The following is a 21,756-nucleotide window of genomic DNA, read 5'->3' as shown; positions in this document are numbered from 1 at the left end:
CCATTCTTGAGACGAAGCCAGAGATGAGGAGCCGCGCCCCAGCGGAGCGCGGCTTTGCGGATCGTTAGGCTGCCACGCCTTCCAACTGGCGCGTCGCCTTGCTTGGAACTGCATTGATCGCAATTCGCCTCGGCTTCATGGCCTCCGGCACTTCACGGGCGAGCTCGATCCTGAGCAGGCCGTTATCGAACGACGCGCTCTTGACCTCGACGTGATCGGCCAGGCTGAACAGTCGTTTGAAGCGACGTGTCGAGATGCCCTGATAGATGTACTCACGCTCGGCCTTTTCGACCTTCGTGCCTTCGATGGTCAGAACGTTCTGCTCTGCCGTCACCGATATCTCGTCAGGGGCAAAGCCGGCGATCGCGAGCGCGATCTGGTACCGATCCTCGGCAAGCCGTTCGATATTATAGGGGGGATAATTGTCTTCGCCGGCACGTTGGACGGTCTCGGCGAGGTCAAAGAGCCGATCAAAGCCAATGGCTGACCGGAACAGGGGAGAGAAGTCGTATGTGCGCATAGCCAAATCCTCCATAGAGCAAGATGGATATGAATGGCACCGGACACGACCGGTGCCCGTCTCGCCTGGGCCCGACTGGCGCCCAGGTGCTGGCCCGCAAGGGCCTAGCGAGCAAAAAATTAGAAAACCGGTTTCGGAAGTCAAGAAGTGTCGTGAAAAAAAGTCGGCCTTGGCCGGTCGTGCGGGGAACGACTGCCGGACCTGCCGGCGGGGTGGTAGCCGCGGCCGGAGACGTGTCCGACACGTCGTGAGATAGCTCATCCGTCGGACGCATTGAGGCTGCCATCAGCGGCAGGCTCAGCATCCTCCACAAGCGATCATCTGCCAAGCACAGCCGCCAGCCGAGCCGGGGCGTTCGGGCGAATGGCCGGTTTTGCAGCTTGAATCACGGGGAGCGGGATTTCACCAAACCAAGAGCCAAGCCACGCTTGCGATCAGGGTCACAAAGGACACCGCCGCGGCGCAGACAAAGGCGATTTCCACTCCGTCGATATGGTGGTGGTTCGCCGGCATGTCGTCCCGTCCTAGATCGGGCCCCGTGGGCCTGATGACATCAGCCATTCCGTCAAATGAGCCGTGGTCTCATCGTGTCGCGCCTTCCTCAGCAATGCTTCTCGCTCTCGACTGGGCGGAAGCGCCTTAGCCCGTTTGCGCAGCGCTTTGGCTTCCTGGGCGAGGCGTTCTTCAAGGGGGAAAATCTGCTTAACCCGGCGTCGCCGCTTCATGGCTCTCCTCTCTCCAATGCTGACGTTCGCTGCCCCAAAACAGCAAAAATCCCGACGGAGAGAAAAGTTCCGATGCCGTTCGCGTCACAGATGGACGTCCGCGCCGGCTACGCGATCGGGATTGCCGACAGGCTCAGGCCGCGCTCTTCGCCCGTGCGGGCTCGTTGGCGCTTGGCTGGACCGGTCCAAGCAGGATGCGCTGCTGCATCTCGTCAAAGGCGAGATCGGCATTCTTCTCCCGCGTGACCAGCGACAGCAGGATCGCGACCGCAAAGGACAGCGGCATGCTGATGATCGCCGGATTGCGCAGCGACACGAACCACCATTGATGCTCGATCGCGGCCAGCGGCTTGCCGAGGATGTCGACCTGGATGGTCGGCGACAGATAGATCAGCACCAGCGAGCTCAGCGTGCCGACCAGGATGCTCGCGACCGCCGCAGGCGTCGTGAAACGGCGCCAGGTGATGGCGAGCACCAGCGAGGGGAAATTGGCGGCGCAGGCGACCGAGAACGCGAGCCCCGCCATGAAGGCGACATTCTGGCCTTCGAATGCGATGCCGAGAATGATGGCGAAGATCGAGATCATGACGGTCGCGATCCGCGCGACCTTGAGCTGCTCGGTCTCCGAGGCGCTGCCGTTGCGGATCACATTGGCCCAGACGTCGTGGCAAAGCGTGGCGACGCCCGACAGCGTCAGCCCGGCGACGACGGCGAGCATGGTCGCGAACGCGACCGCGCAGATGAAGCCGAAGAACGCATTGCCGCCGACGGCGAGTGCGAGCAGGGGGGCGGCCATGTTGCCGCCGCCTCCGGCCTTTGCCACCGCCTCGGGACCGACCAGCACCATCGCGCCGAAGCCGATGATGAAGACCATGAGGTGAAACACGCCGATCAGGCCGGTGGCATAGAGGATCGACAGCCGCGCGGCCTTGGCGTCCTTCACCGTGTAGGCCCGCATCAGCACGTGGGGCATCGCAGCGGTCCCGAACATCAGGCCGAGCCCGAGCGAGATCGCGTCCCACTGTCCCGAGACCACCTTCGATCCCGGCTGCAGGACCCTGCTGCCGTATTTCTCGGACGCCGCGGCGAACAGCTTCAGCGGGTTCATGTCAAAATGGGTCAGCACCAGGAAGGCGAGCAGGATGCCTCCGCCCATCAACAGCGCGGCCTTCACCACCTGCACCCAGGTCGTCGCCAGCATGCCGCCGAACAGCACATAGACCAGCATCACGCTGCCGACCACGGCGACCGACCAGGTATAGGGCAGGCCGAACAGCAGCTTGATCAGCGATCCCGTCGCGACCATCTGGGCGATCAGGTAGAACAGGATGACGGCGAGGGTGCCGACCGCGCCGGCGAGCCGCACCGGGCGCTGGCGCAGGCGATAGGCCACCACATCGGCAAAGGTGAAGCGGCCGACATTGCGCAATGGCTCCACGATCAGGAACAGGATGATCGGCCAGCCGACCAGCCACCCGATCGAATAGACCATGCCGTCGAAACCGTTCGAGGTGACGATGCCGGCAATCCCGAGCAGCGCGGCGGCGCTCAGGAAGTCCCCCGCGAGGGCCCAGCCGTTCTGCCATGCCGTGACCTGTCCGCCGGCGGCAAAGAAGTGCTCCGTGGTGCGCGTGCGCCGCGCAGCCCAATAGGTGATCGCCAGCGTCAATGCCATGAAGGCGAAGAAGAACCCGATCGAAAGTGTGCTGCTGCCCATCTGCTCTGCCTCTTCAGCGAAGGTTGCGGATGCCGGCGTCGAACACCCGGTTCGCCCACAGCACGTAGATCAGACAGAGCACGAAGGATGAGATGATGACGAGCGGGCCGAGCAGGATGCAAAGCGACAGCCCGGGCGCCAGGATGGTGCCGAGCAGCGGCTTGTCGAACGCGAACAGCGCCATGAAGCCGAAATAGATCACGATCATCGCAGCGCTCAGGATGAGCGCGACGGTCAACCGTCGCTTGGCAAGTCGCTTGGCAAGTGCAACGCCGTTCGGCGTCGGCTTGGCATTGCCCGGACTCATCGCGTTCATATCGGCCCCCATCAAACCTTCAGCGCGCAACGCCTTGCGCCAATCGGGCAAGCTTCAGCCGGGCCCCGATGGAAGGGAATTATGGATTTTTGCAATCTGCTGTGCGCGGCTGCGGCACGGCGTCCGCCAGCGAGACCTGCATGTCGGGGTCCTGCTTCAGGGTATTCTTCAGGAACGCGCGGACGGCGCGGATGCGCGGGGCAAATTGCAGGTCGCTGTGCACATTGAGCCAGACCTCGCGAGCGGTGCTGGCGAGGGCTGGCAGAACGGGGATGAGGTCGGGCCGGTTATTGGTGGCAAAGCTCGGCAGCATCACGATGCCGAGGCCGCCCGCTGCCGCATTCATCTGCGCGATCATGCTGTTGGAGTGGAAGGCGACCTTCGGCTCCTCGATGACGTCGGCGAGCCAGCGCACCGAGTCGACCTGGACCAGATCCTCGATATAGGACACGAACCAATGATCCCCGAGGTCGCGCAGGCTTGCCGGCATGCCGTGACGGTCGAGATAGTCCTGGCTCGCGAACAGCCCGAGCCGGAACTTGCCGATGCGCTCCGAGATCAGGCCCGGACCGGGCGGCCGGAAGAACGACACGAACAGGTCGGCTTCGCGCTTGTGGACGTAGACCGTCTGGGCTGACGTGACGAGCTCGACGGAGAGTTGCGGCGCGCTGCGGCGCAGCTTGGCGAAGCGTTGCGCCAGGTAGAGCGAGGCGATGCCCTCCATGGTCGCGAGCCGCACCGTCCCGGCGAGCTCCTGGGTGTCGCTGGCGCTGGCTTCCTCGCGAATGGCGATGACAGCGCTCTCGACCCGCTCGGCATGCCGCAGCAGCCGCTCGCCGACGTCGTTGAGCTTGAGGCCGGTGCGGTGACGTTCGAACACCGCAATCCCGAGCGAGGCTTCCATCTGGGCGATGCGCCGGCTGACGGTGGAATGGTCCAGCCGCAGCCGCTTGGCTGTCTGGCTCAAATTGCCGGCGCGGGCGGCGCAGAGAAACACCCGCAAATCGTCCCAGTTGATCGTATCGAACATGACCTGCCTCCGGATTGCGGCCCCTCGTCAGTCAGCAAAGCAATTCCCGTTCCAGCGCCCGGCGGCTCCGATCCTTCGCAACCGGCCTTGCGACAATTCCCATGCATGCCGCCAAGGCCGGGATGATACCGCTTCGCTCCCCTCATCCTAGCCGGGATTTTCACGATGCTCCCTCGTTTCAAGGCTGCTGCCGTCCACGCCGCGCCCGTCTTCCTCGACAGCCGGGCCACCACCGAGAAGGCGATCGCCATCATCCGCGAGGCGGCCAGGGCCGGCGCCGAGCTGATCGCGTTTCCCGAAACCTACATTCCCGCCTTTCCGGTCTGGGCCGCGCTGTGGCCTCCGATCGACAACCACGACCTGTTCGTGCGCATGGCCGAGCAATCCGTGCTGGCGGACGGACCTGAAGTCGCGCAGCTGTGCGCCGAGGCGCGCGCCCTCGGCGTCACGGTCTCGATCGGCATCAGCGAGCGCTCGGCCGTCAGCGTCGGCGGGCTGTGGAATTCGAACCTGTTGATCGGCGAGACCGGCGACATCCTGGTCCATCATCGCAAGCTGGTTCCGACCTTCTATGAGAAACTGGTGTGGTCGTCGGGCGACGGCGCGGGCCTTCAGGTCGCCGAGACGCGGCAGGGCCGGATCGGCGGGTTGATCTGCGGCGAGAATACCAATCCGCTGGCGCGCTTCGCGCTTATGGCGCAGGGCGAACAGGTGCACATCTCGAGCTGGCCGCCGATGTGGCCGACCCGGCGTCCGGCCGGCGGCGGCAATTTCGACAATGTCGCCGCCAACCGCATCCGCGCCAGCGCCCACTGCTTCGAAGCCAAGGTGTTCGGGATCGTGACCGCCGGCTACATGGACGCGGCGATGCGCAGCTTCCTCATCGAACGCGACAGCAGCATCGCCGACGTGATCGACCGGACGCCGCGCGCCGCGAGCTTCTTCGTCGATCCGACCGGGGTCGTGTTCGGCGATGAATTGCAGGACCAGGAGGGCATCGCTTACGCGGAGATCGATCTCAATCGTTGCGTCGAGCCGAAGCAGTTTCACGATGTGGTCGGCTATTACAACCGCTTCGACATCTTCGGCTTGACGGTCGACCGCAGCCGGCTGACCCCGGCACGATTTCGCGATGAGCCCATCGCGGAAGCGCAAGACGAGGCAATCCCGCCCGACGATGCCGACACCGGATCGAACGGGCAGGGGCGCGAACTCATCAGGCTCCAGAGCGGTCGCATGTTTCGCGCCTGACACCGGTTCGAGCGTCTGCGCAAATGCCGGTCGCCTGCGAAACACTCCTGTGAACCACTCCTGTTGCCAACGCGGGAATGTCTGATTACGCTCGACGAGTAAGCCTCAAGCGCTCGTTCGACCGGCCGGACGTTCATGCCCAAATTCCTTCGCATCGGAGTCCATCAATCGAACGTGTCCGGATACACGTCGAAGGCCTGGTGCATTCGACGGACCGGATCGACGGTGTTCCTGAAGTGGGGCGCGGTGGAGGTTCACGGCGCCGGAGCCGGGCGAAAGGTCTACTGGACGTTTCCGCCGCAGGAAAAAACCATTCGCTGCCGCACGGTGCCGCGTGCCCAGGACTACACCAAGGCCGCCATCGCGCGGCGGCGCAGCCATCGCTATGAGCCTCTGACCGGAAACATCGCGAACCGGCGCCTGACCATCGATCGGGACTCACAACTCAAACAGGCGCTCGCCACGATCCTCTATGTCGACATCGTCCGATCCACCGAAAAGGCCGCGCGGCTCGGCGACACGCGCTGGGCGACGGTGATGAATCACTACTACGTCGCGGTGCGCAGGGAGCTGAAGGCCATGCGGGGCAAGGAAGTCGTGACGACGGGAGACGGTCTGCTGGCGACGTTCCGCGCGCCGGCGGCCGGGATCCGTTGCGCGACCGCAATCCGCGACGCCGTGCGCACGCTCGGGCTCGAGATCAGGGTCGGGCTGCATGCGGGCGAATACAAGGTGAGCGGGGCGGAGGTGATCGGTCTTGCGTTTCACATCGGCGCGCGTGTCGCAGCGAAGGCGCGGGCCGGCGAGGTGCTGGTCTCGAGCGCGGTCAGGGATCTGATGGCGAAGTCCGAAGTCCGCTTCAAGGACCGCGGCGCGCACCAGCTCAAGGGTGTGCCGGAGCGCTGGCGGCTCTATCTGGTCGAGCATTGAGGCAACCACTCGTCATTCCGGGGCGCGCCTCTTGGCGCGAGCCCCGGAACGACGACGGAGAGAGGTTGGCTACTTTGCGCCGACTGGCTTCCACACTCCAAAGGCGCTCCTCAGGTAAAGGCGACCTCGATCCTGTTGTCGGCCTTGCCCGTGATCCGGCAGGCCCGCGACAGCGCGTCGGCGGCGATGGCGAGCTTGAACTGATCGGGGATGCCGGACGTGGACAGCACCTCGATGGTCGCCGTCTGGCGCGACAGTCCACGCACCGTACAGTCGATGGTGGAATGGCCGGCATTGAAGCTGATCGTACCGGCCTTGAACACGCGCCGCGCGGTCGGCGCAATCGACGGCGCACGATCCACCCAGGCCAGCGCCTGGTTGCGGCCGCCCTGTTTGGCGCCGTACATCGCAAGATCGGCGTTGCGCAGCATGTCGTCGAAGCAATTGCCTGGCGACAGGGCCGCGCCGCCGAGGCTGCAGGTGACGCGGATCGTGCCGGCCGGCGTCTCGATCCGGGTCGCGGCGACGGCGGCGCGCACCTTCTCGAGCACGCCCATCGCCTGGTCGAGCCCGGTGTGCGGCAACAGGATGCCGAACTCCTCGCCGCCGAGCCGGCCGATCGTGTCGGAGCCGCGCAGCGCACAACGCGCAGCGTCCGCGACCGCCGCCAGCACCATGTCGCCGACGGCATGGCCGTAGGTATCGTTGACCGATTTGAAGTGATCGACATCGAGCACGGCACAGGCAAGCGGACTGAGATGCCGCCCGGCCAGCGCGGTCAGCCGTTCGCCTTCGCCGCGGAAGGCACGCCGCGACGAGCAGCCGGTGAGGCCATCCTGCATCGACAGGTTACGCAGCATCAGTTCGTCGACGGCAATGGCCGCAAGATCGCACAGCATGCTGATGGCGTCGGCATCGAAGTCGCGCGGGCTGGTATCCATCGCGCACAATGTCCCGACCACCGCGCCTGAAATCTTGAGCTGCGCGCCGGCATAGAAACGGATATGGGGCTTGCCGTGCACGAAGACGTTGTCGGCGAGGCGCGGGTCGCGCAGCGTGTCCGCAATGACGAGGGGGTGGTCCTGCGCGATCGCGATGTTGCAGAGCGCCGGTCCGCGTGCGGTCTCGCGATCCTGCATGCCCTCAGAGGCCTTGAACCACTGCCGATGGCCGTCGATCAGCGTCAGCGTCGACATCGGTACGCGAAAGATCTTCCGGCATAATCCGGTCAACCGGTCGAAGGCAAGCTCGCGCGGCGTGTCGAGGATGTCGAGTTCCGCGAGCACGTCCAGTCGCGGCGTCTCACGATCGTGCGTGGTTTGCATCAGGGTACCTCCGGCGGCGGCACCCTCTCCGAAAGGCATTAACGAGGCGTTGACGCGGCTTGCAGCGTTTGCCGGCGGTGGTTGTACCGCTCTTAGGCGGCGGTGCTGCAAAACACGCCATGCGCAAACATGCCGCGACCATTCCGACTGGAATCTTTTGCGGTCTGGTGACTCACTTCAGCGCCCGCGCGGCTCGACCAATGGACAGAGACCGGACAGCTGGTAAGGCTGTTCCGGAAGGCGTACGACGGCTCAAGCCGGGCTGCCGACGAGAGCGCCTGCCGACGCACTCTTGCCAAAATGGTTAGCCCCGATTAACCAGCCTTTCGCATCGAGGCGGCCGTTTAAGATTGTCGCAATCGGCAATAATTATTGAGTATCGCGCGGCCGGCGATTCCCGTTAAGGGACCGTGTCGCCGCTTCGGCAAATTTTCGGCGATTTTGGGGACATTGAACCGCATGTGCGGCATCGTCGGCATTCTTGGACGCGCTCCGGTCGCGGAGCAATTGGTGGATTCGCTCAAGCGGCTCGAATATCGCGGCTATGATTCCGCTGGTGTCGCCACGCTGGAGAACGGCGGCCTGGCGCGGCGCCGCGCCGAGGGCAAGCTGAAAAATCTCGAGGCCCGGCTGGAAGCCAAGCCGCTCGGCGGCCATACCGGCATCGGCCACACCCGCTGGGCCACCCATGGCCGGCCGACCGAGAACAACGCGCATCCGCACGCCACCGAACGCGTCGCCGTGGTGCATAACGGCATCATCGAGAATTTCCGCGAGCTGCGCGACCATCTCGAAGCCAAGGGCGCGGTGTTCTCGACGGAGACCGACACCGAGGTCGTGGTGCATCTGGTCGACGATCTGCTCAAGGGCGGCGTCGCGCCGGTCGAGGCGGTGAGGGCGGTGCTGTCGCAGCTGCGTGGCGCGTTCGCCCTCGGCTTCATCTTCGCCGGCCATGACGATCTGATGATCGGCGCCCGCAACGGCCCGCCGCTCGCGATCGGCCATGGCGACGGCGAGATGTATCTCGGCTCGGATGCAATTGCGCTCGGGCCGTTCACCGACACGATCAGCTATCTCGAGGACGGCGACTGGGTGGTCTTGAACCGCAAGGGCGCCACCATCTTCGACAAGGACAACGCCATCGTCCACCGCGAGGCGATCAAGCACACCACCGCGACGGCGCTAGTCGACAAGGCGAACTACCGCCACTTCATGGCCAAGGAGATCCACGAGCAGCCGGAAGTGGTCGGGCACACGCTGGCCCGCTATGTCGACATGGCGACCGAGCGCGTCACCATGCCGGTCAAGCTGCCGTTCGACTTCAAGGATATCCAGCGCGTCTCGATCACGGCCTGCGGCACCGCGAGCTATGCCGGTTTCGTCGCGAAATACTGGCTGGAGAGGCTGGCGCGGCTGCCGGTCGAGCTCGATGTCGCCTCCGAATTCCGGTACCGCGAAGCGCCGCTGCGCAAGGGTGACCTCGCGATCTTCATCTCGCAGTCCGGCGAAACCGCCGACACGCTGGCGGCGCTGCGCTACGCCAAGTCGCAGGGCGCGCACACGCTCTCGGTCGTCAACGTGCCGACCTCGACGATCGCGCGCGAGAGCGAGACCGTGCTGCAGACGCTCGCCGGTCCCGAGATCGGCGTCGCTTCGACCAAGGCGTTCACCTGCCAGCTGATGGTGCTGGCCTCGCTCGCGGTTGCCGCCGGCAAGGCGCGCGGCGAGCTGTCCGATGCCGACGAGGCCAAGCTGGTGCATGGCCTGGTCGAAATTCCGCGGCTGATGTCGGAAGCGCTCACCACCGAGCTGCAGATCGAGAAACTGGCGCGCGAGATCGCGAAGTCGCGCGACGTGCTCTATCTCGGCCGCGGCACCAGCTATCCGCTGGCGCTGGAAGGCGCGCTGAAGCTGAAGGAAATTTCCTACATTCATGCCGAGGGCTATGCCGCCGGCGAGCTCAAGCACGGGCCGATCGCGCTGATCGACGAGCACATGCCGGTCGTGGTGATCGCACCCCACGACAAGGTGTTCGAGAAGACCGTTTCCAACATGCAGGAGGTCGCCGCCCGTGGCGGCAAGATCATCCTGATGACCGACGCCAAGGGCGCCGCGGAGGCCACCATCCAGTCGCTGGTGACGATCGTGATGCCGGACATGGGGGCGACCTTCGCGCCCATGGTCTACGCCGTCCCGGTGCAGCTGCTCGCCTATCATACCGCCGTGGTGATGGGCACCGACGTCGATCAGCCCCGGAATCTGGCCAAATCAGTCACGGTCGAATAGTCGCAAGCGGGGCCGCTACGCGGCCCTTCAAAAATGCGCCGGAATGGCTTAGCTGGGTGGTGGACTACGGCCGCTTCGACGACCCTGGAACCGCAATGACTTCCAACCAAGTGCCTCCCGCCTCGACGGGTGAATTGGCCCCGGATGCCCCCCGCGGGCTGATGGCGCGTTTTCGCACCTATTTCCTGACCGGCCTTGTGGTGGCCGGGCCGGTCGCGATCACCCTGTATTTGACCTGGTGGTTCGTGAACTGGGTCGACAATCTGGTCCGCCCGTTCGTGCCGACGGCCTACCGGCCGGAAACCTATCTGCCGTTCGGGCTGCCCGGTTCCGGCCTGATCGTCGCGGTCATCGCGCTGACGCTGCTCGGCTTCCTCACCGCCAATCTGATCGGCCGCACCCTGGTTGATCTGGGCGAGCGGCTGCTCGGCCGGATCCCTGCGGTGCGCGCGATCTATCGCGGCCTGAAGCAGGTGTTCGAGACGCTGTTCTCGGGCAACGGCTCGAGCTTCCGCCGCGTCGGCCTGGTCGAGTTTCCTTCGCCCGGCATGTGGTCGATCGTGCTGATCTCGCAGGCGCCGAACGCCGAGCTCGCGGCCAGCCTGCCCGGCGAGGAGGAGCATATCTCGGTGTTCCTGCCCTGCGCGCCGAACCCGACCACCGGCTTCTTCTTCTACGTGCCGAAGAGCAAGATCATCGAGATCGAGATGAGCACCGAGGATGCCGCGACGCTGATCATGTCGGCCGGCGTGGTGCAGCCCGGCTCCACCGACCAGAAGCGCGCCGCGGCACTCGCCGGCATGGCCAATGCCGCGCGCATTGCCAACCAGGGTACGGCCAACCAGGCCTCGCTGCAGCCGGCGGCGCCGGCCAAAGTCGAGGGTTAGCATGAATCCGGGAACGAAAACTCTGCTGGAGCGCGTCGAGTCCTGGCCGATCGAAGACCAGGAAGAGCTTGCCGAGTTTGCGCGTGAAATCGAATCGCGTCGTACGGGCGTCTATCGGTTGTCCGACGACGAACGAGCCGCAATTCGCTCAGGATTGGAAGAATCGCGTCAGGGCGATTTTGCCACTGAGAAAGAGATCGAAGACTTTTATGAGTTGCATCGCCGCGCATGAAGGTTCGCTTTAGTCGGACCGCACAGCGTGATCTCGACCGGATCCACGCCTACATCAGCCAAGATAGCCCTGCAGTCGCGTCTCGCTTCGTCGTTCGGCTGATTGATCGCGCGCGGGAACTTGCCGATCATCCGCTCTCGGGCCGGGTGACTGACGAGCCGGGTGTCAGAGTTATTGTGGTGCCCCGACTGCGGTATCTGATCTTTTATACGGTCGCTGTGGACGAGATTCATATTACTCACATCAGGCATACGTCGCGCCGCCGTCCTCCGCGTTGGGGGCGTTGACCTAACATCGCTACCCCGCGCCGATCAGCGGCACGGCCTCATCGCGTTCGTAGAGGTAGAGCAGAACGCGCAGCGCTTCGCCGCGGTCGCCCTTCAGCTTCGGATTGTCCTTCATGATCCGCAGCGCCTCGTCACGGGCCTGGGTGATGAGCTGGCCGTGCACCTCGGAACGCGCGATGCGGTAGCCGGGCAGGCCGCTCTGGCGGATGCCGAGCACGTCGCCTTCGCCGCGCAGCTTGAGGTCTTCTTCCGCGATCCGGAATCCGTCGGTGGTCTCGCGGATCACCTTGAGCCGCGCCTTCGACATCTCGCCCAGCGGCTCTTTGTAGAGCAGCAGGCAGGTCGACGCTTCCGAGCCGCGGCCGATGCGGCCGCGCAGCTGATGCAGCTGCGCCAAACCAAAGCGCTCGGCGTTCTCGATCACCATGATGGTCGCCGCCGGCACGTCGACACCGACCTCGACCACCGTGGTCGCGACCAGCAGCCCGATCTCGTGCGCGGCGAACTGCGCCATCACGCGATCCTTTTCAGTGCCCTTCATCTGGCCGTGCACCAGGCCGACGCGATCGCCGAACCGCTGCTGCAGGCTCTCGAAACGCTCGGTCGCGTTGGTCAGATGCTCGGTGCCTTCGGCCTCGGACTCGTCGACGAGCGGGCAGATCCAGTAGACCAGCTTGCCGGCGCCGAGCGCGCGGCCGACGCCATCCATGACGTCCTCGATCCGGCTCATCGACACGGTACGGGTCTCGATCGGCTGGCGTCCGGCCGGCTTCTCACGCAACTCCGAAACGTCCATGTCGCCGAAATAGGTCAGCACCAGCGTGCGCGGGATCGGCGTCGCGCTCAGCACCAGCACGTCGACGGCCTCGCCCTTGGAGGTCAGCGCAAGGCGTTCGCGCACGCCGAAGCGATGTTGCTCGTCGACCACCGCAAGCGCCAGGGCCTTGTAGATCACGTCGTCCTGGATCAGCGCATGGGTGCCGACCAGGAGGTCGATCTCGCCGGCCTCGAGCCGCGCCAGCAGCTCGCGGCGCTCCTTGCCTTTCTCGCGGCCGGTGAGGATCGCAACCCGCATCCCGGCGCTCTCCGCGAGCGGCGCGATGGTCTTGATGTGCTGGCGCGCCAGGATTTCGGTCGGCGCCATCAGCGCGGACTGCTTGCCGGCCTCAGCGACGGCGGCGGCGGCCAGCAGCGCCACCACGGTCTTGCCGGAACCGACGTCGCCCTGCACAAGGCGCAGCATCCGCACCGGCTGTTGCAGGTCCGCGATGATCGCCGCGACCGCCTCCTGCTGCGACCTGGTCAGCGCATAGGGCAGGGCGTCGATGATCTTCCGGCGCAAATGCCCGTCGCCGGCGTTGCGCACCCCCGCCGGGCGGCGCAGCGTGGCGCGGATCAAAGCGAGCGCGAGCTGGCCGGCGAGCAACTCGTCGAACGCCAGGCGCGACCAGAACGGGCCGTCGGGCAGGATGTCGGTCAGCTCGACCGGAACATGGACGCGGGTCAGCGCCTCCCGGATCGGCGGGAAGTTGCAACGGTGCAGCACCTCGGGGCTGATCCATTCCGGCAGCTCCGGCAGCTCCGGCAGCTTGGTCAGCGCCTGCGCGATGGCGCGGCGGAGCGAGCCGATCGCAAGCCCCTCGGTCAGCGGATAGACCGGATCGATGCCGGAGAGCTTTGCAAAGCCGGCCTCGTCGACGACGCGGTCGGGATGCACGATCTGCGGGATGCCGTCATACATCTGAAGCGTGCCGGAGACGTAGCGCTTCTCGCCGACCGGCAAGAGCTTCTCGACATAGCCGGGCTGGGCGCGGAAGAAGGTCAAGACCACGTCACCGGTATCGTCGCTGGCATAGACCAGATAGGGCGCGCGCGAGTTGCGTGGTGGCGGCGGGCGATGGCGGTCGACGGTGACTTCCAGCGTCACCATGGTTCCGACCACGGCATCGCGGATCTTCGGCCGCGTCCGGCGATCGATCACGCTCGCCGGCAAATGGAGCAACAGGTCGACCAGCCGCGGCGTCTCGCTGCGGTCGAGCAGATAGCGCAACAGCTTCTCCTGCTTCGGGCCGACACCCGAAAGCGTCGTGACCGGGGCGAACAGCGGATTGAGCAGGGTTGGGCGCATCGGCGTCCTTTACACACGACTCACGTCATGCGCGCAAGGAAGCCCAAAAGACGGCGAATGAGGGCTGACATCGGGCACCGCCGTCGCTATATCAAGCCCGCCCGGCACGTCCGGGCTTTTGGCGTTCGAATGGATTTGGGACATGACGGGATCGACACGATCGAGCCACGGGCTCGATGACCGCCGCAAGCGGCTTTTGTTTCGCTGCTGGCACCGCGGCACCCGGGAAATGGACCTGATCCTCGGCCGGTTTGCCGATGCCGAGATCGCCGGCCTGTCCGATCAGGAACTCGGCGAGCTCGAGCATCTGATCGAGGTGCCGGATCCCGACCTCTATGCCGCGCTGACCGGTGACAAGCTGCTGCCTTCAGAATACGCCACCGCGCTGTTTGCCCGCATCAAGGCGTTCCGGATCGCGGATCCCAGCGCATGAAGCAGCCGATGAAATCACCGGCCGCGATGCTCGCGCCCGGCCGGGTGCTGACCATCGCCAACGTCGCCGAGGGCGCCGAGGGGCTCGTGATCTCCGACCTGGCGCGTGCCATCGCCGCGCAGCCGAAGCGGTCGGCGGTCAGCCTTGCCGTGGTATGCCGCGATGGCGCGCGGATGCAGCAGCTCGCCCGCGCGCTGGAGTTCTTCGCGCCCGACATCGCCGTGATGCAGGTTCCGGCCTGGGACTGCCAGCCCTATGACCGCGTCTCGCCGCATTCCGGCATCCTGGCGCAGCGCCTGACTGCGCTGGCCAAGCTGTCGCGGCTGGTCGGCAGTGACAAGCCGCTGATCGTGCTCACGACTGTGAACGCCGCCGTGCAGCGCGTGCCGGCGCGCGACCAGGTTGCCGCGCAGGCGCTGTCGGTTGCGCCCGGCAATGTGGTGCCGATGGACTCGGTCGTCGCATGGCTCGAGCACAATGGCTACACCCGATCGTCCACGGTGCGCGAGCCCGGCGAATACGCCGTCCGCGGCGGTATCCTCGATCTGTTTCCGGCCGGCCTCGAGCAGCCGGTGCGCTTCGACTTCTTCGGCGACTCGCTGGAATCGATCCGCACCTTCGATTCCGAGACCCAGCGCACGCATCTGGACATGCGCGGCCTCGATCTGGTGCCGGTCTCGGAGTTCCAGCTGACGACCGAGACCATCCGCCGCTTCCGCATGGGCTATGTCGCGGCCTTCGGCGCGCCCGAGCGCGACGACCAGCTCTATGAGGCGGTCTCGGAGGGACGGCGCCATCCCGGCATGGAGCACTGGCTGCCGCTGTTCCAGGAGCGGATGGACACACTGTTCGACTATCTCGACGGCGCGACGATTGCGATCGAGCCGCAGGGCGAGGACGCCGCGCGCGAACGGTTCACGCAGATTGCGGATTACTACGACGCGCGGCGCGAGGCGCTGGAGCATCCCGGCAGCGGCGCGATCTACAAGCCGTTGCCGCCGGACAAGCTCTATCTGACCGAGGCCGAATGGAGCAGGCTTCTCGGCGAGGCGCCGCTGGCGCGGCTGACGCCGTTCGCGGTGCCCGAGGGCTCGCCCGATGTGTTCGATGCCGGCGCGCGGCAGGGCCGCAATTTCGCGCCGGAGCGCGCCGACAGCAACATCAACGTGTTCGAGTCCGTGGTCGGCCACATCGGCGCGCTGCAATCGCAACGCAAGAAGGTCGTCGTCGCGCTGTGGAGCGAGGGCTCGCGCGACCGCATGGGCGCGATGCTGCGCGACCACAAGCTGCTCAACATCACGAGCGTCAACACCTGGCGGATCGTCCAGGCGACGCCGCGCAACGAGACCATGCTGGCCGTGCTCGGCATGGAATCCGGTTTCGAGACCGACGAATACGCCGTCATCAGCGAGCAGGACATTCTCGGCGACCGCCTGGTGCGGCCGCGCAAGGCGAGCCGCAAGCTCGACAATTTCATCTCGGAGGTGACGAGCCTGGCGACCGGCGATCTCGTCGTGCATGTCGAGCACGGTATCGGCCGTTTCGTGGGCCTGCAGACGCTGGAAGTCTCCGGTGCGCCGCATGACTGCCTCGAGCTGCACTATGCGGCGGAGACAAAACTGTTCCTGCCGGTCGAGAACATCGAGCTGCTGTCGCGCTACGGCTCCGACAGCGCCAATGTCGAGCTCGATCGTCTGGGTGGCGGCGGCTGGCAAGCGCGCAAGGCCAAGCTCAAGAACCGCATCCGCGAGATCGCGGGCGAGCTGATCAAGATCGCCGCCGAGCGGCAGCTGCACGAGGCGCCGAAATTCCCGCTGCAGCCGCACGTCTATGACGAGTTCTGCGCGCGCTTCCCTTATGACGAGACCGAGGACCAGCTCGGGGCGATCAATTCGACCTTGAAGGATCTCGAGATCGGCCGTCCGATGGACCGGCTGATCTGCGGCGACGTCGGCTTCGGCAAGACCGAGGTGGCGCTGCGCGCGGCGTTCGCCGTGGCGCTCGAAGGCCGACAGGTTGCGGTCGTGGTGCCGACCACGCTGCTGGCGCGGCAGCATTCGCGGACCTTCACCGAGCGCTTCAAAGGCTTCCCGGTCAATGTCGCGCAGGCCTCGCGGCTGGTCTCGACCAAGGAGTTGAACCAGGTCAAAAAGGGACTCGCCGATGGCAGCGTCGACATCGTCGTCGGCACCCACGCGCTGCTCGGCAAGGCGATCAAGTTCAAGGACCTCGGCCTCTTGATCGTCGACGAGGAGCAGCACTTTGGCGTCAGCCACAAGGAGCGGCTGAAGCAGCTCCGCGCCCAGGTCCACGTGCTGACGCTATCGGCGACCCCGATCCCGCGCACGCTGCAGCTGGCGCTGACCGGCGTCCGCGAACTTTCGATCATCGCCTCGCCGCCGGTCGATCGCCTCGCGGTGCGCACCTTCGTCGCGCCGCACGATCCGCTGATGATCCGCGAAGCGCTGCTGCGCGAGCGCTACCGCGGCGGGCAGGCGTTCTACGTCGTGCCGCGGATCGAGGACCTCGCCGGCGTCAAGGACTTCCTCGACAAGAACGTGCCGGAGATGAAGGTCGCGGTTGCCCACGGCCAGATGCCGCCGACCGTGATCGAGGACATCATGTCCGCGTTCTACGACGGCAAATACGACATCCTGCTGTCGACCACGATCGTCGAGTCCGGCCTCGACATCCCGAACGCCAACACGCTGATCGTGCACCGCGCCGACATGTTCGGCCTCGCTCAGCTCTATCAGCTGCGCGGCCGCGTCGGCCGCTCCAAGCTGCGCGCCTATGCGCTGTTCACGCTGCCGGCGCAGCAGAAGATCACGGCGCAGGCGGAGCGGCGGTTGAAAGTACTGCAATCGCTGGAGACGCTCGGCGCCGGCTTCCAGCTCGCCTCGCACGACCTCGACATCCGCGGCGCCGGCAATCTACTCGGCGAAGAGCAGTCCGGCCACATCAAGGAAGTCGGCTTCGAGCTGTACCAGTCGATGCTCGAGGAGGCGATCGTCAACCTCAAGGCCGGCGTCGCCGAGCCCGCTGCCGACCGCTGGTCGCCGCAGATCACGATCGGCATGCCGGTGCTGATCCCCGAGGACTATGTCAACGACCTCAGCGTGCGGCTGTCGCTGTATCGCCGGCTCGCCGATCTCGACACCGATGAGGACATCGACGCCTTCGCCGCCGAGATGCGCGACCGCTTCGGCGTGCTGCCCGACGAAGTCCGTTATCTGTTCAAGGTCGCCGCGATCAAGGCCTATTGCCGCCGGGCCAATGTCGGCAAGGTCGACGCCGGCCCGAAGGGCGCCGTGATCGCATTCCGCGACAACAGCTTTGCGCATCCGGAGCGGCTGGTGACGTTCATCCGCCAGCACGGCCAGGCCGCCAAGGTGCGGCCCGACATGAAGGTGGTGTTCTTCCAGGAGTGGGACACTCCGGAAGAGCGGCTCGCCGGCACCACGGAGATCCTGCGCCAGCTCGCCAATCTCGCGGAAAGCAAGAAGGCGGCGTGAGGGCAATTGTGGATTTCATAGACACGGCCTTGTCAGCGAAGGTCGACTCAACAAGTCTAAGTGCCCCCTAGAACACTCGTCTCAGGGTCAACTAGGGTTTGCCGCCATCGGCACCCTTCTGTGATCCGGCCTGGCAGGGCTGGAGGTTGCCACAGCGCGCTCCCGCGTAAGCCGAGGGAGTGAGCCTGCGGGCAGTATGTCCCGCGCAACAGAAAGGACTTGGCCATGATCAGACATGGCGAAGGTCCAAAGGACGTGTTTGTCAGTTCGTATGGGCGTTGGCGTGAAGGGCGCTACGAACGCGTGTGCAGTTCACATCGCGCATCGTGGCACCGGATGAGCCTACGGTCATCGCCTGATCAACTCGACTTTGGCTTTTGACGACGGGAAATATCGGTTTCGCCGTCATCCGCCGATGGCGGCATCTTCTGGCCGCGTTGAGCTTTGGCCAAGGTTCTTCAGTGTTGCGTTGAATGCGTCTTCGGGATCGGTGGCCTCTGCTTCGCGGGCCGCGTCTCGGAACATTGCAACCTAGGACTTCTCTTCCGCCATGACTGACGACCATCGAACGCTTCAAATCAACAAGATCGATGCTGCCCAGAGACAGCTACAGACCGCTATCAGGATGTGGTTTTACGATATCGATCCCGTCTCAACTCACGCCCTCGCGTTTGCGGCTTACGAAGTCATCCACGCCGTTAGCAAGGCTCGCAATCCCGACCGAGAGGATTTGCTATTCGATTCCAAAAGTATCAAGCCGGGGGAGAGAAGCAAATTCATCCGCTATTTCAAGGAACCGGCCAATTTCTTCAAGCACGCTGACCGAGACCCTGACGATTCTTTCGCCTTCACGCCGGGCTTAACTCAAATCCTGATTTTCTATGCGGTCCACGGCGTGGAGCTGTGCGGTGAAAAGATCGCCGCCGAGTTGTTAGCCTTTCAGTATTGGCTCCAGATTGCCAATCCCCAAATCCTGTCGGAGCAAGCCCGCAAAGTGCTCATGGAGAGCGGCATGATCGAACATTTTGACCATCTTAAGCGGCTTTCGAAGCATGAGTTTTTCGAGATGTGGATTCATGTCACGCAAGGGCGCCGAGCGAGCTAGTGAGCCCTGCCGTCCGGCTTCCTCTTCCTGAGGTCCCTGATGTGAGACAGCTATCTCCACGTCATTGCGAGGAGCGATAGCGACGAAGCAATCTATCGTTCCGCGGGCGCAGAGAGATGGATTGCTTCGCTTCGCTCGAAATGACGATGCGGGTAATTTGTGGTCGCAACGCTACGACGCCGCGCGCTCCGGTGTCCCGAACAAGCGTCCCAGCAGCGACTGGGCGGAATCACCCGGCATCAGCGTTGCGACGCTGACGGCGGGCTCGGCCCTGATGTCGCGGCGGCCGTTCTGGGTGTGGCGCATCACGCTGGCCAGGCGCCGCGTGATCGCCTGGGCGTTGCGCTGGTCGGTGCCGGCGAAGGCCACGACGAGCGACCGGTCGTCATATACCGCGCCGAAGTCGGCCTGGCGCATCAGCCGGCTGATGATCCGCGCGCCGTCGAATTGCGCGCGCGGCTGCGTGGTGTCGAAGGTGAAGCGGGCCACCGAGAGCGCGCCGCCGCGCTCGGAGGTCTGGTAGACGGCGGTTGCGAAGTCGCGCTCGAAGGCGGCCTTGGTGAGCAGGCCGGTGCGCGGATCGAGCAGGCCCTTGGCGTCGATCGCCTTGAGCATGCGGCCGAGCCGCGCCTCGAAGGCATGCTGGCGGATCATCGGCAGCGCCATGTCGGCGACGCGGGTCGGACCGGCCGTGACGATCTCGAGATTGGGCAATTCGTAGCGCGGCGTCAGCTCGCCCGAGGCGACGATCACCGGCAACGGGCGGAAGCGGACGTCCTCGGTCAGCACGGTCAGGAACGCATCCATCACGCGCGGCGTGAAGCCTTCGGCCAGTACGATGCCGTCGATGTCGCGGCTACTGAGATGCTTGGCGGCGGCCTCGATGCTGAGCGCACCGACCACGCCGGCGCGTTCGCCGAGCGCGACCGACAGCGTCGGGTAGGCGCCACCGCGGCCGATCAACAGCGCAGTGGCTTCGCCGATGGGATCGATATCGGACATCGCGATCGGGGCCGGCGGCACCAGGCGGCGCATCACGGTCGCATGCAGCGCGCGAACCCGTAAGGACGCGTTGAGCCGGGCGACCAGGCGGTCCGGCAGTCCCTTCTTCTGAAAGAACGCGATCACGGTGTCGGGCAGGGTGGTCGCCGGATCGATCGCGATCAGCGGCAGATAGGGCGCGCGGGCGGCAGCGCGCTTGGCCAGCCCGGTCAGCGTGACGAAGTCGACGCCCTCGGCAGCCGCGATGATCGCCGCCGGTTTGACCTGCTCGATGGCCCGTCCGACCTCGTTCCAGTCGGTGACCACGACCGGGAACAGCTTCGTCTCATCGAGGGCGGCGGCGAACGGCGGCTTTGCCGACGCCGATACGATGAGGACCGGACCTTGTTGAGACATTCGAACGCTCGAAACCAATGCTCAGGAACAGCAACGGCTGCGATGCTAGTGGGCATGGCTTAATGCGGCGTCAACACAATGCTAAGACTAACGCAATGATAAGATTTTAACTCATTCCGGCGCCGTTGCGGTCGCGAAAAGCCTCGACCATCAATGGGTTAAGCCCAAGTTCTGTGAGGGCGTCGCGGGCCCGCGCATTGTCCTGGGCGCGTCCGGCCAGCCGGTGGCCGCTGAGTCGGTCCGGCAATGCCGTCAGCAGCGCGCCCTGGCCGAGGCGGCGCGACCATTCCTGCAGCTCCTGGGCATGGAAACGGTAGCCGCCGACGGTCATCACCCCCGACGGCGGTGCGGTGATGTTGATGGCGCCGGTCACGCGATCGACCCGCGCGGCATATTCGGTGTCGACGTAATCGCGCGGCGGCTGCGCGATCAGGGTGTCGGCCGGCGGAGGCGGCGGCGCGTAGGCCGCGACCGGCACCATCGGGCCGCGCAGGCCGAGCGTGCCCTTCGGCGTCAGCAGGATCTCGCCGGCGATCGATGCGCCGGGCGCTTCACGCGGCGCGCTGTGCGGACCCGGCTTGATCGCGGCCGGCGCGCCGTCCTCGGCGTTGCGGCGGGCGCCGAACAGCCCGGCCTCGCCGAACAGGTAGACGTCGGTCATGCTCACCCGCCGCGAGGTCCAGTGCGCGCTGGAGGCAACCTGCTCCGGCGTGCGCCAGAGGCCGATCACGTTGCGCAGGCTTGGCAGGTGCTCCGACAGGCCGCGCTCGTCGAGCCGCAGCGCGAGTTGCGCCGGCGCGATCAGCGTGTCGCAGGCGTGGTCGTTGAACTGGGTCTCGAACGCGTCCTCGTCGAACGGATGATGCATGACGAGCGTGCCGCCCGACAGCAGCCAGGTCACGAGCGTCGAGCAGATGCCGGCAAACGACATCGGCGCCAACGCCGCCATGATGGTCGCGCCCTGCGCCAGATCGCTCTCCAGCGACATCGCGAGCCCGCCGGCGATCAGGCCGAAATGCGCCCGCGGCACCGGACGAAAGCCGTCACTGGTGACGTCGAAGGAGATCAGCGCCGGCTTGCGGCCGTCCTGGATCATCGGGCGCGAGGTCCTGGAGTCCCGCAGGATCGCCTCGTCAAGCGAGGCCATGCCTTCGGGCAGGTCAGTGCCGAAGCCACAGACGTGACGGATCGAGAACGCCTCGGCCGCGGCGTTCATCGCGATGTCGGCATAGGAGACGCCGTCGATCTTGCCGCAGGTGACGATCGCCCGCGCCGCGGTGCGGTTGAGCACCGACGTCAGCTCGGCCTGTCGCCACAGCAGCGGCAGCGGCACCACCACCAGACCGACGCGATGGGCGGCCAGGACCGTCAATGCGAACTCGATCGTGCTCGGCAGCTGAACGGCGATCACCGTATTGGCCGGCAATCCGTTCTCGACGAAGTGGGCCGCGATCGCCGAGATCGCACGGTCGGCCTGGGCATAGGTCAGGCGCTTGCGGGTCTGGCCGGTGACACGCTGCTTGTTGAGCGGATCGACAAGCGCCAGCGCATCGGGTTGCCGCGCCAAGGTGCGCTTGAACAGCGTATCGAGCGTTGGCGAGGTGATCGACTGGTTCACAGGTTCAACGTCGGTTGCATCGCTTCGATCGGACCGGGTCATGCCGCGTCGCC

At 65.4% G+C, this 21,756-nt stretch carries 17 protein-coding genes; 9 read left to right on the top strand and 8 right to left on the bottom strand.

The genetic code is table 11. From position 1 onward, the window contains the following. Positions 1-64: 64 nt before the first annotated feature. The 4 genes from ACVW17_RS27800 to ACVW17_RS27785 all read right to left on the bottom strand — a co-directional run bounded on the left by ACVW17_RS27800 (position 65) and on the right by ACVW17_RS27785 (position 4,308). Complete coding sequence (locus ACVW17_RS27800) at positions 65-520, bottom strand: Hsp20 family protein (RefSeq protein ID WP_456754829.1); 456 nt, start codon at positions 518-520, stop codon at positions 65-67. Between the two features lie 858 nt (positions 521-1,378). Continuing rightward, on the bottom strand, positions 1,379-2,962 hold the full coding sequence (locus tag ACVW17_RS27795) for a solute symporter family protein (RefSeq protein WP_456754828.1): 1,584 nt from the start codon (positions 2,960-2,962) through the stop codon (positions 1,379-1,381). Positions 2,963-2,975: 13 nt separating this feature from the next. Beyond that, complete coding sequence (locus ACVW17_RS27790) at positions 2,976-3,278, bottom strand: DUF485 domain-containing protein (RefSeq protein WP_456754827.1); 303 nt, start codon at positions 3,276-3,278, stop codon at positions 2,976-2,978. A 79-nt stretch (positions 3,279-3,357) separates the two neighbouring features. Then, positions 3,358-4,308: a LysR family transcriptional regulator gene (locus ACVW17_RS27785; RefSeq protein WP_456754826.1), complete on the bottom strand. Its 951-nt coding sequence runs from the start codon at positions 4,306-4,308 to the stop codon at positions 3,358-3,360. A gap of 165 nt (positions 4,309-4,473) precedes the next feature. Here ACVW17_RS27785 and ACVW17_RS27780 point away from each other — a divergent pair, with 165 nt between their 5' ends. Next, positions 4,474-5,559 carry a carbon-nitrogen hydrolase family protein gene (locus tag ACVW17_RS27780; RefSeq protein WP_456754825.1) on the top strand — a complete coding sequence of 362 codons (1,086 nt, stop codon included), beginning with the start codon at positions 4,474-4,476 and terminating at the stop codon, positions 5,557-5,559. Between the two features lie 135 nt (positions 5,560-5,694). Then, positions 5,695-6,489: an adenylate/guanylate cyclase domain-containing protein gene (locus tag ACVW17_RS27775; protein ID WP_456754824.1), complete on the top strand. Its 795-nt coding sequence runs from the start codon at positions 5,695-5,697 to the stop codon at positions 6,487-6,489. A gap of 110 nt (positions 6,490-6,599) precedes the next feature. Here the strand turns inward: ACVW17_RS27775 and ACVW17_RS27770 are convergent, their stop codons facing one another. Beyond that, positions 6,600-7,814 carry a sensor domain-containing diguanylate cyclase gene (locus tag ACVW17_RS27770; protein WP_456754823.1) on the bottom strand — a complete coding sequence of 405 codons (1,215 nt, stop codon included), beginning with the start codon at positions 7,812-7,814 and terminating at the stop codon, positions 6,600-6,602. A gap of 459 nt (positions 7,815-8,273) precedes the next feature. Here ACVW17_RS27770 and glmS point away from each other — a divergent pair, with 459 nt between their 5' ends. The 4 genes from glmS (at position 8,274) to ACVW17_RS27750 (ending at position 11,506) form a co-directional block, all read left to right on the top strand. After that, positions 8,274-10,100 (top strand): glutamine--fructose-6-phosphate transaminase (isomerizing), encoded by a 1,827-nt coding sequence (gene glmS, locus ACVW17_RS27765; protein WP_456754822.1) that lies wholly within the window; start codon positions 8,274-8,276, stop codon positions 10,098-10,100. Between the two features lie 95 nt (positions 10,101-10,195). Next, complete coding sequence (locus ACVW17_RS27760) at positions 10,196-10,987, top strand: DUF502 domain-containing protein (protein ID WP_456754821.1); 792 nt, start codon at positions 10,196-10,198, stop codon at positions 10,985-10,987. A gap of 1 nt (position 10,988) precedes the next feature. Further along, a complete protein-coding gene (locus ACVW17_RS27755; RefSeq protein WP_456754820.1) occupies positions 10,989-11,219 on the top strand; it encodes a hypothetical protein in 231 nt (76 codons plus the stop codon). Then, entirely contained in the window at positions 11,216-11,506 is a 291-nt protein-coding gene (locus ACVW17_RS27750; RefSeq protein ID WP_456754819.1) for a type II toxin-antitoxin system RelE/ParE family toxin, read from the top strand. The genes ACVW17_RS27755 and ACVW17_RS27750 overlap by 4 nt, the downstream gene beginning before the upstream one ends. Positions 11,507-11,516: 10 nt before the next feature. Here the strand turns inward: ACVW17_RS27750 and recG are convergent, their stop codons facing one another. Then, the gene (recG, locus tag ACVW17_RS27745; RefSeq protein ID WP_456754818.1) at positions 11,517-13,634 is read right to left on the bottom strand and encodes an ATP-dependent DNA helicase RecG; all 2,118 of its coding nucleotides are present in this window, start codon (positions 13,632-13,634) and stop codon (positions 11,517-11,519) included. A gap of 142 nt (positions 13,635-13,776) precedes the next feature. Between recG and ACVW17_RS27740 the strand changes: the two genes are divergently transcribed. From ACVW17_RS27740 to ACVW17_RS27730, 3 genes are all read left to right on the top strand, one after another. Then, positions 13,777-14,067, top strand: coding sequence for an FAD assembly factor SdhE (locus ACVW17_RS27740; protein ID WP_456754817.1), 291 nt, complete (start codon positions 13,777-13,779; stop codon positions 14,065-14,067). Continuing rightward, on the top strand, positions 14,064-17,582 hold the full coding sequence (gene mfd, locus ACVW17_RS27735) for a transcription-repair coupling factor (protein ID WP_456754816.1): 3,519 nt from the start codon (positions 14,064-14,066) through the stop codon (positions 17,580-17,582). Before ACVW17_RS27740 ends, mfd begins: the two co-directional genes overlap by 4 nt. 550 nt (positions 17,583-18,132) lie before the next feature. Beyond that, entirely contained in the window at positions 18,133-18,687 is a 555-nt protein-coding gene (locus ACVW17_RS27730; protein WP_456754815.1) for a hypothetical protein, read from the top strand. Between the two features lie 171 nt (positions 18,688-18,858). Here the strand turns inward: ACVW17_RS27730 and ACVW17_RS27725 are convergent, their stop codons facing one another. Together ACVW17_RS27725 and ACVW17_RS27720 are read right to left on the bottom strand one after the other, a co-directional pair. Then, a complete protein-coding gene (locus ACVW17_RS27725) occupies positions 18,859-20,085 on the bottom strand; it encodes a GGDEF domain-containing protein (protein WP_456754814.1) in 1,227 nt (408 codons plus the stop codon). A 106-nt stretch (positions 20,086-20,191) separates the two neighbouring features. After that, a complete protein-coding gene (locus ACVW17_RS27720; protein ID WP_456754813.1) occupies positions 20,192-21,745 on the bottom strand; it encodes an AMP-binding protein in 1,554 nt (517 codons plus the stop codon). Between the last annotated feature and the right edge of the window lie 11 nt (positions 21,746-21,756).

Source organism: Bradyrhizobium sp. USDA 4473 (genome assembly GCF_054063335.1).
Note: the sequence above shows the minus strand (reverse complement) of the source record. Positions and strands in the feature narration are given on the sequence as shown.

Coding starts and splice junctions, on each gene's coding strand:
- ACVW17_RS27785 (WP_456754826.1), bottom strand. CDS start 4,308: ATGTTCGATACGATCAACTGGGACGATTTGCGGGTGTTTCTCTGCGCC.
- ACVW17_RS27760 (WP_456754821.1), top strand. CDS start 10,196: ATGACTTCCAACCAAGTGCCTCCCGCCTCGACGGGTGAATTGGCCCCG.
- recG (WP_456754818.1), bottom strand. CDS start 13,634: ATGCGCCCAACCCTGCTCAATCCGCTGTTCGCCCCGGTCACGACGCTT.
- mfd (WP_456754816.1), top strand. CDS start 14,064: ATGAAGCAGCCGATGAAATCACCGGCCGCGATGCTCGCGCCCGGCCGG.
- ACVW17_RS27740 (WP_456754817.1), top strand. CDS start 13,777: ATGACGGGATCGACACGATCGAGCCACGGGCTCGATGACCGCCGCAAG.
- ACVW17_RS27800 (WP_456754829.1), bottom strand. CDS start 520: ATGCGCACATACGACTTCTCTCCCCTGTTCCGGTCAGCCATTGGCTTT.
- ACVW17_RS27750 (WP_456754819.1), top strand. CDS start 11,216: ATGAAGGTTCGCTTTAGTCGGACCGCACAGCGTGATCTCGACCGGATC.
- ACVW17_RS27725 (WP_456754814.1), bottom strand. CDS start 20,085: ATGTCTCAACAAGGTCCGGTCCTCATCGTATCGGCGTCGGCAAAGCCG.
- glmS (WP_456754822.1), top strand. CDS start 8,274: ATGTGCGGCATCGTCGGCATTCTTGGACGCGCTCCGGTCGCGGAGCAA.
- ACVW17_RS27755 (WP_456754820.1), top strand. CDS start 10,989: ATGAATCCGGGAACGAAAACTCTGCTGGAGCGCGTCGAGTCCTGGCCG.
- ACVW17_RS27720 (WP_456754813.1), bottom strand. CDS start 21,745: ATGACCCGGTCCGATCGAAGCGATGCAACCGACGTTGAACCTGTGAAC.
- ACVW17_RS27790 (WP_456754827.1), bottom strand. CDS start 3,278: ATGAACGCGATGAGTCCGGGCAATGCCAAGCCGACGCCGAACGGCGTT.
- ACVW17_RS27775 (WP_456754824.1), top strand. CDS start 5,695: ATGCCCAAATTCCTTCGCATCGGAGTCCATCAATCGAACGTGTCCGGA.
- ACVW17_RS27795 (WP_456754828.1), bottom strand. CDS start 2,962: ATGGGCAGCAGCACACTTTCGATCGGGTTCTTCTTCGCCTTCATGGCA.
- ACVW17_RS27770 (WP_456754823.1), bottom strand. CDS start 7,814: ATGCAAACCACGCACGATCGTGAGACGCCGCGACTGGACGTGCTCGCG.
- ACVW17_RS27780 (WP_456754825.1), top strand. CDS start 4,474: ATGCTCCCTCGTTTCAAGGCTGCTGCCGTCCACGCCGCGCCCGTCTTC.
- ACVW17_RS27730 (WP_456754815.1), top strand. CDS start 18,133: ATGACTGACGACCATCGAACGCTTCAAATCAACAAGATCGATGCTGCC.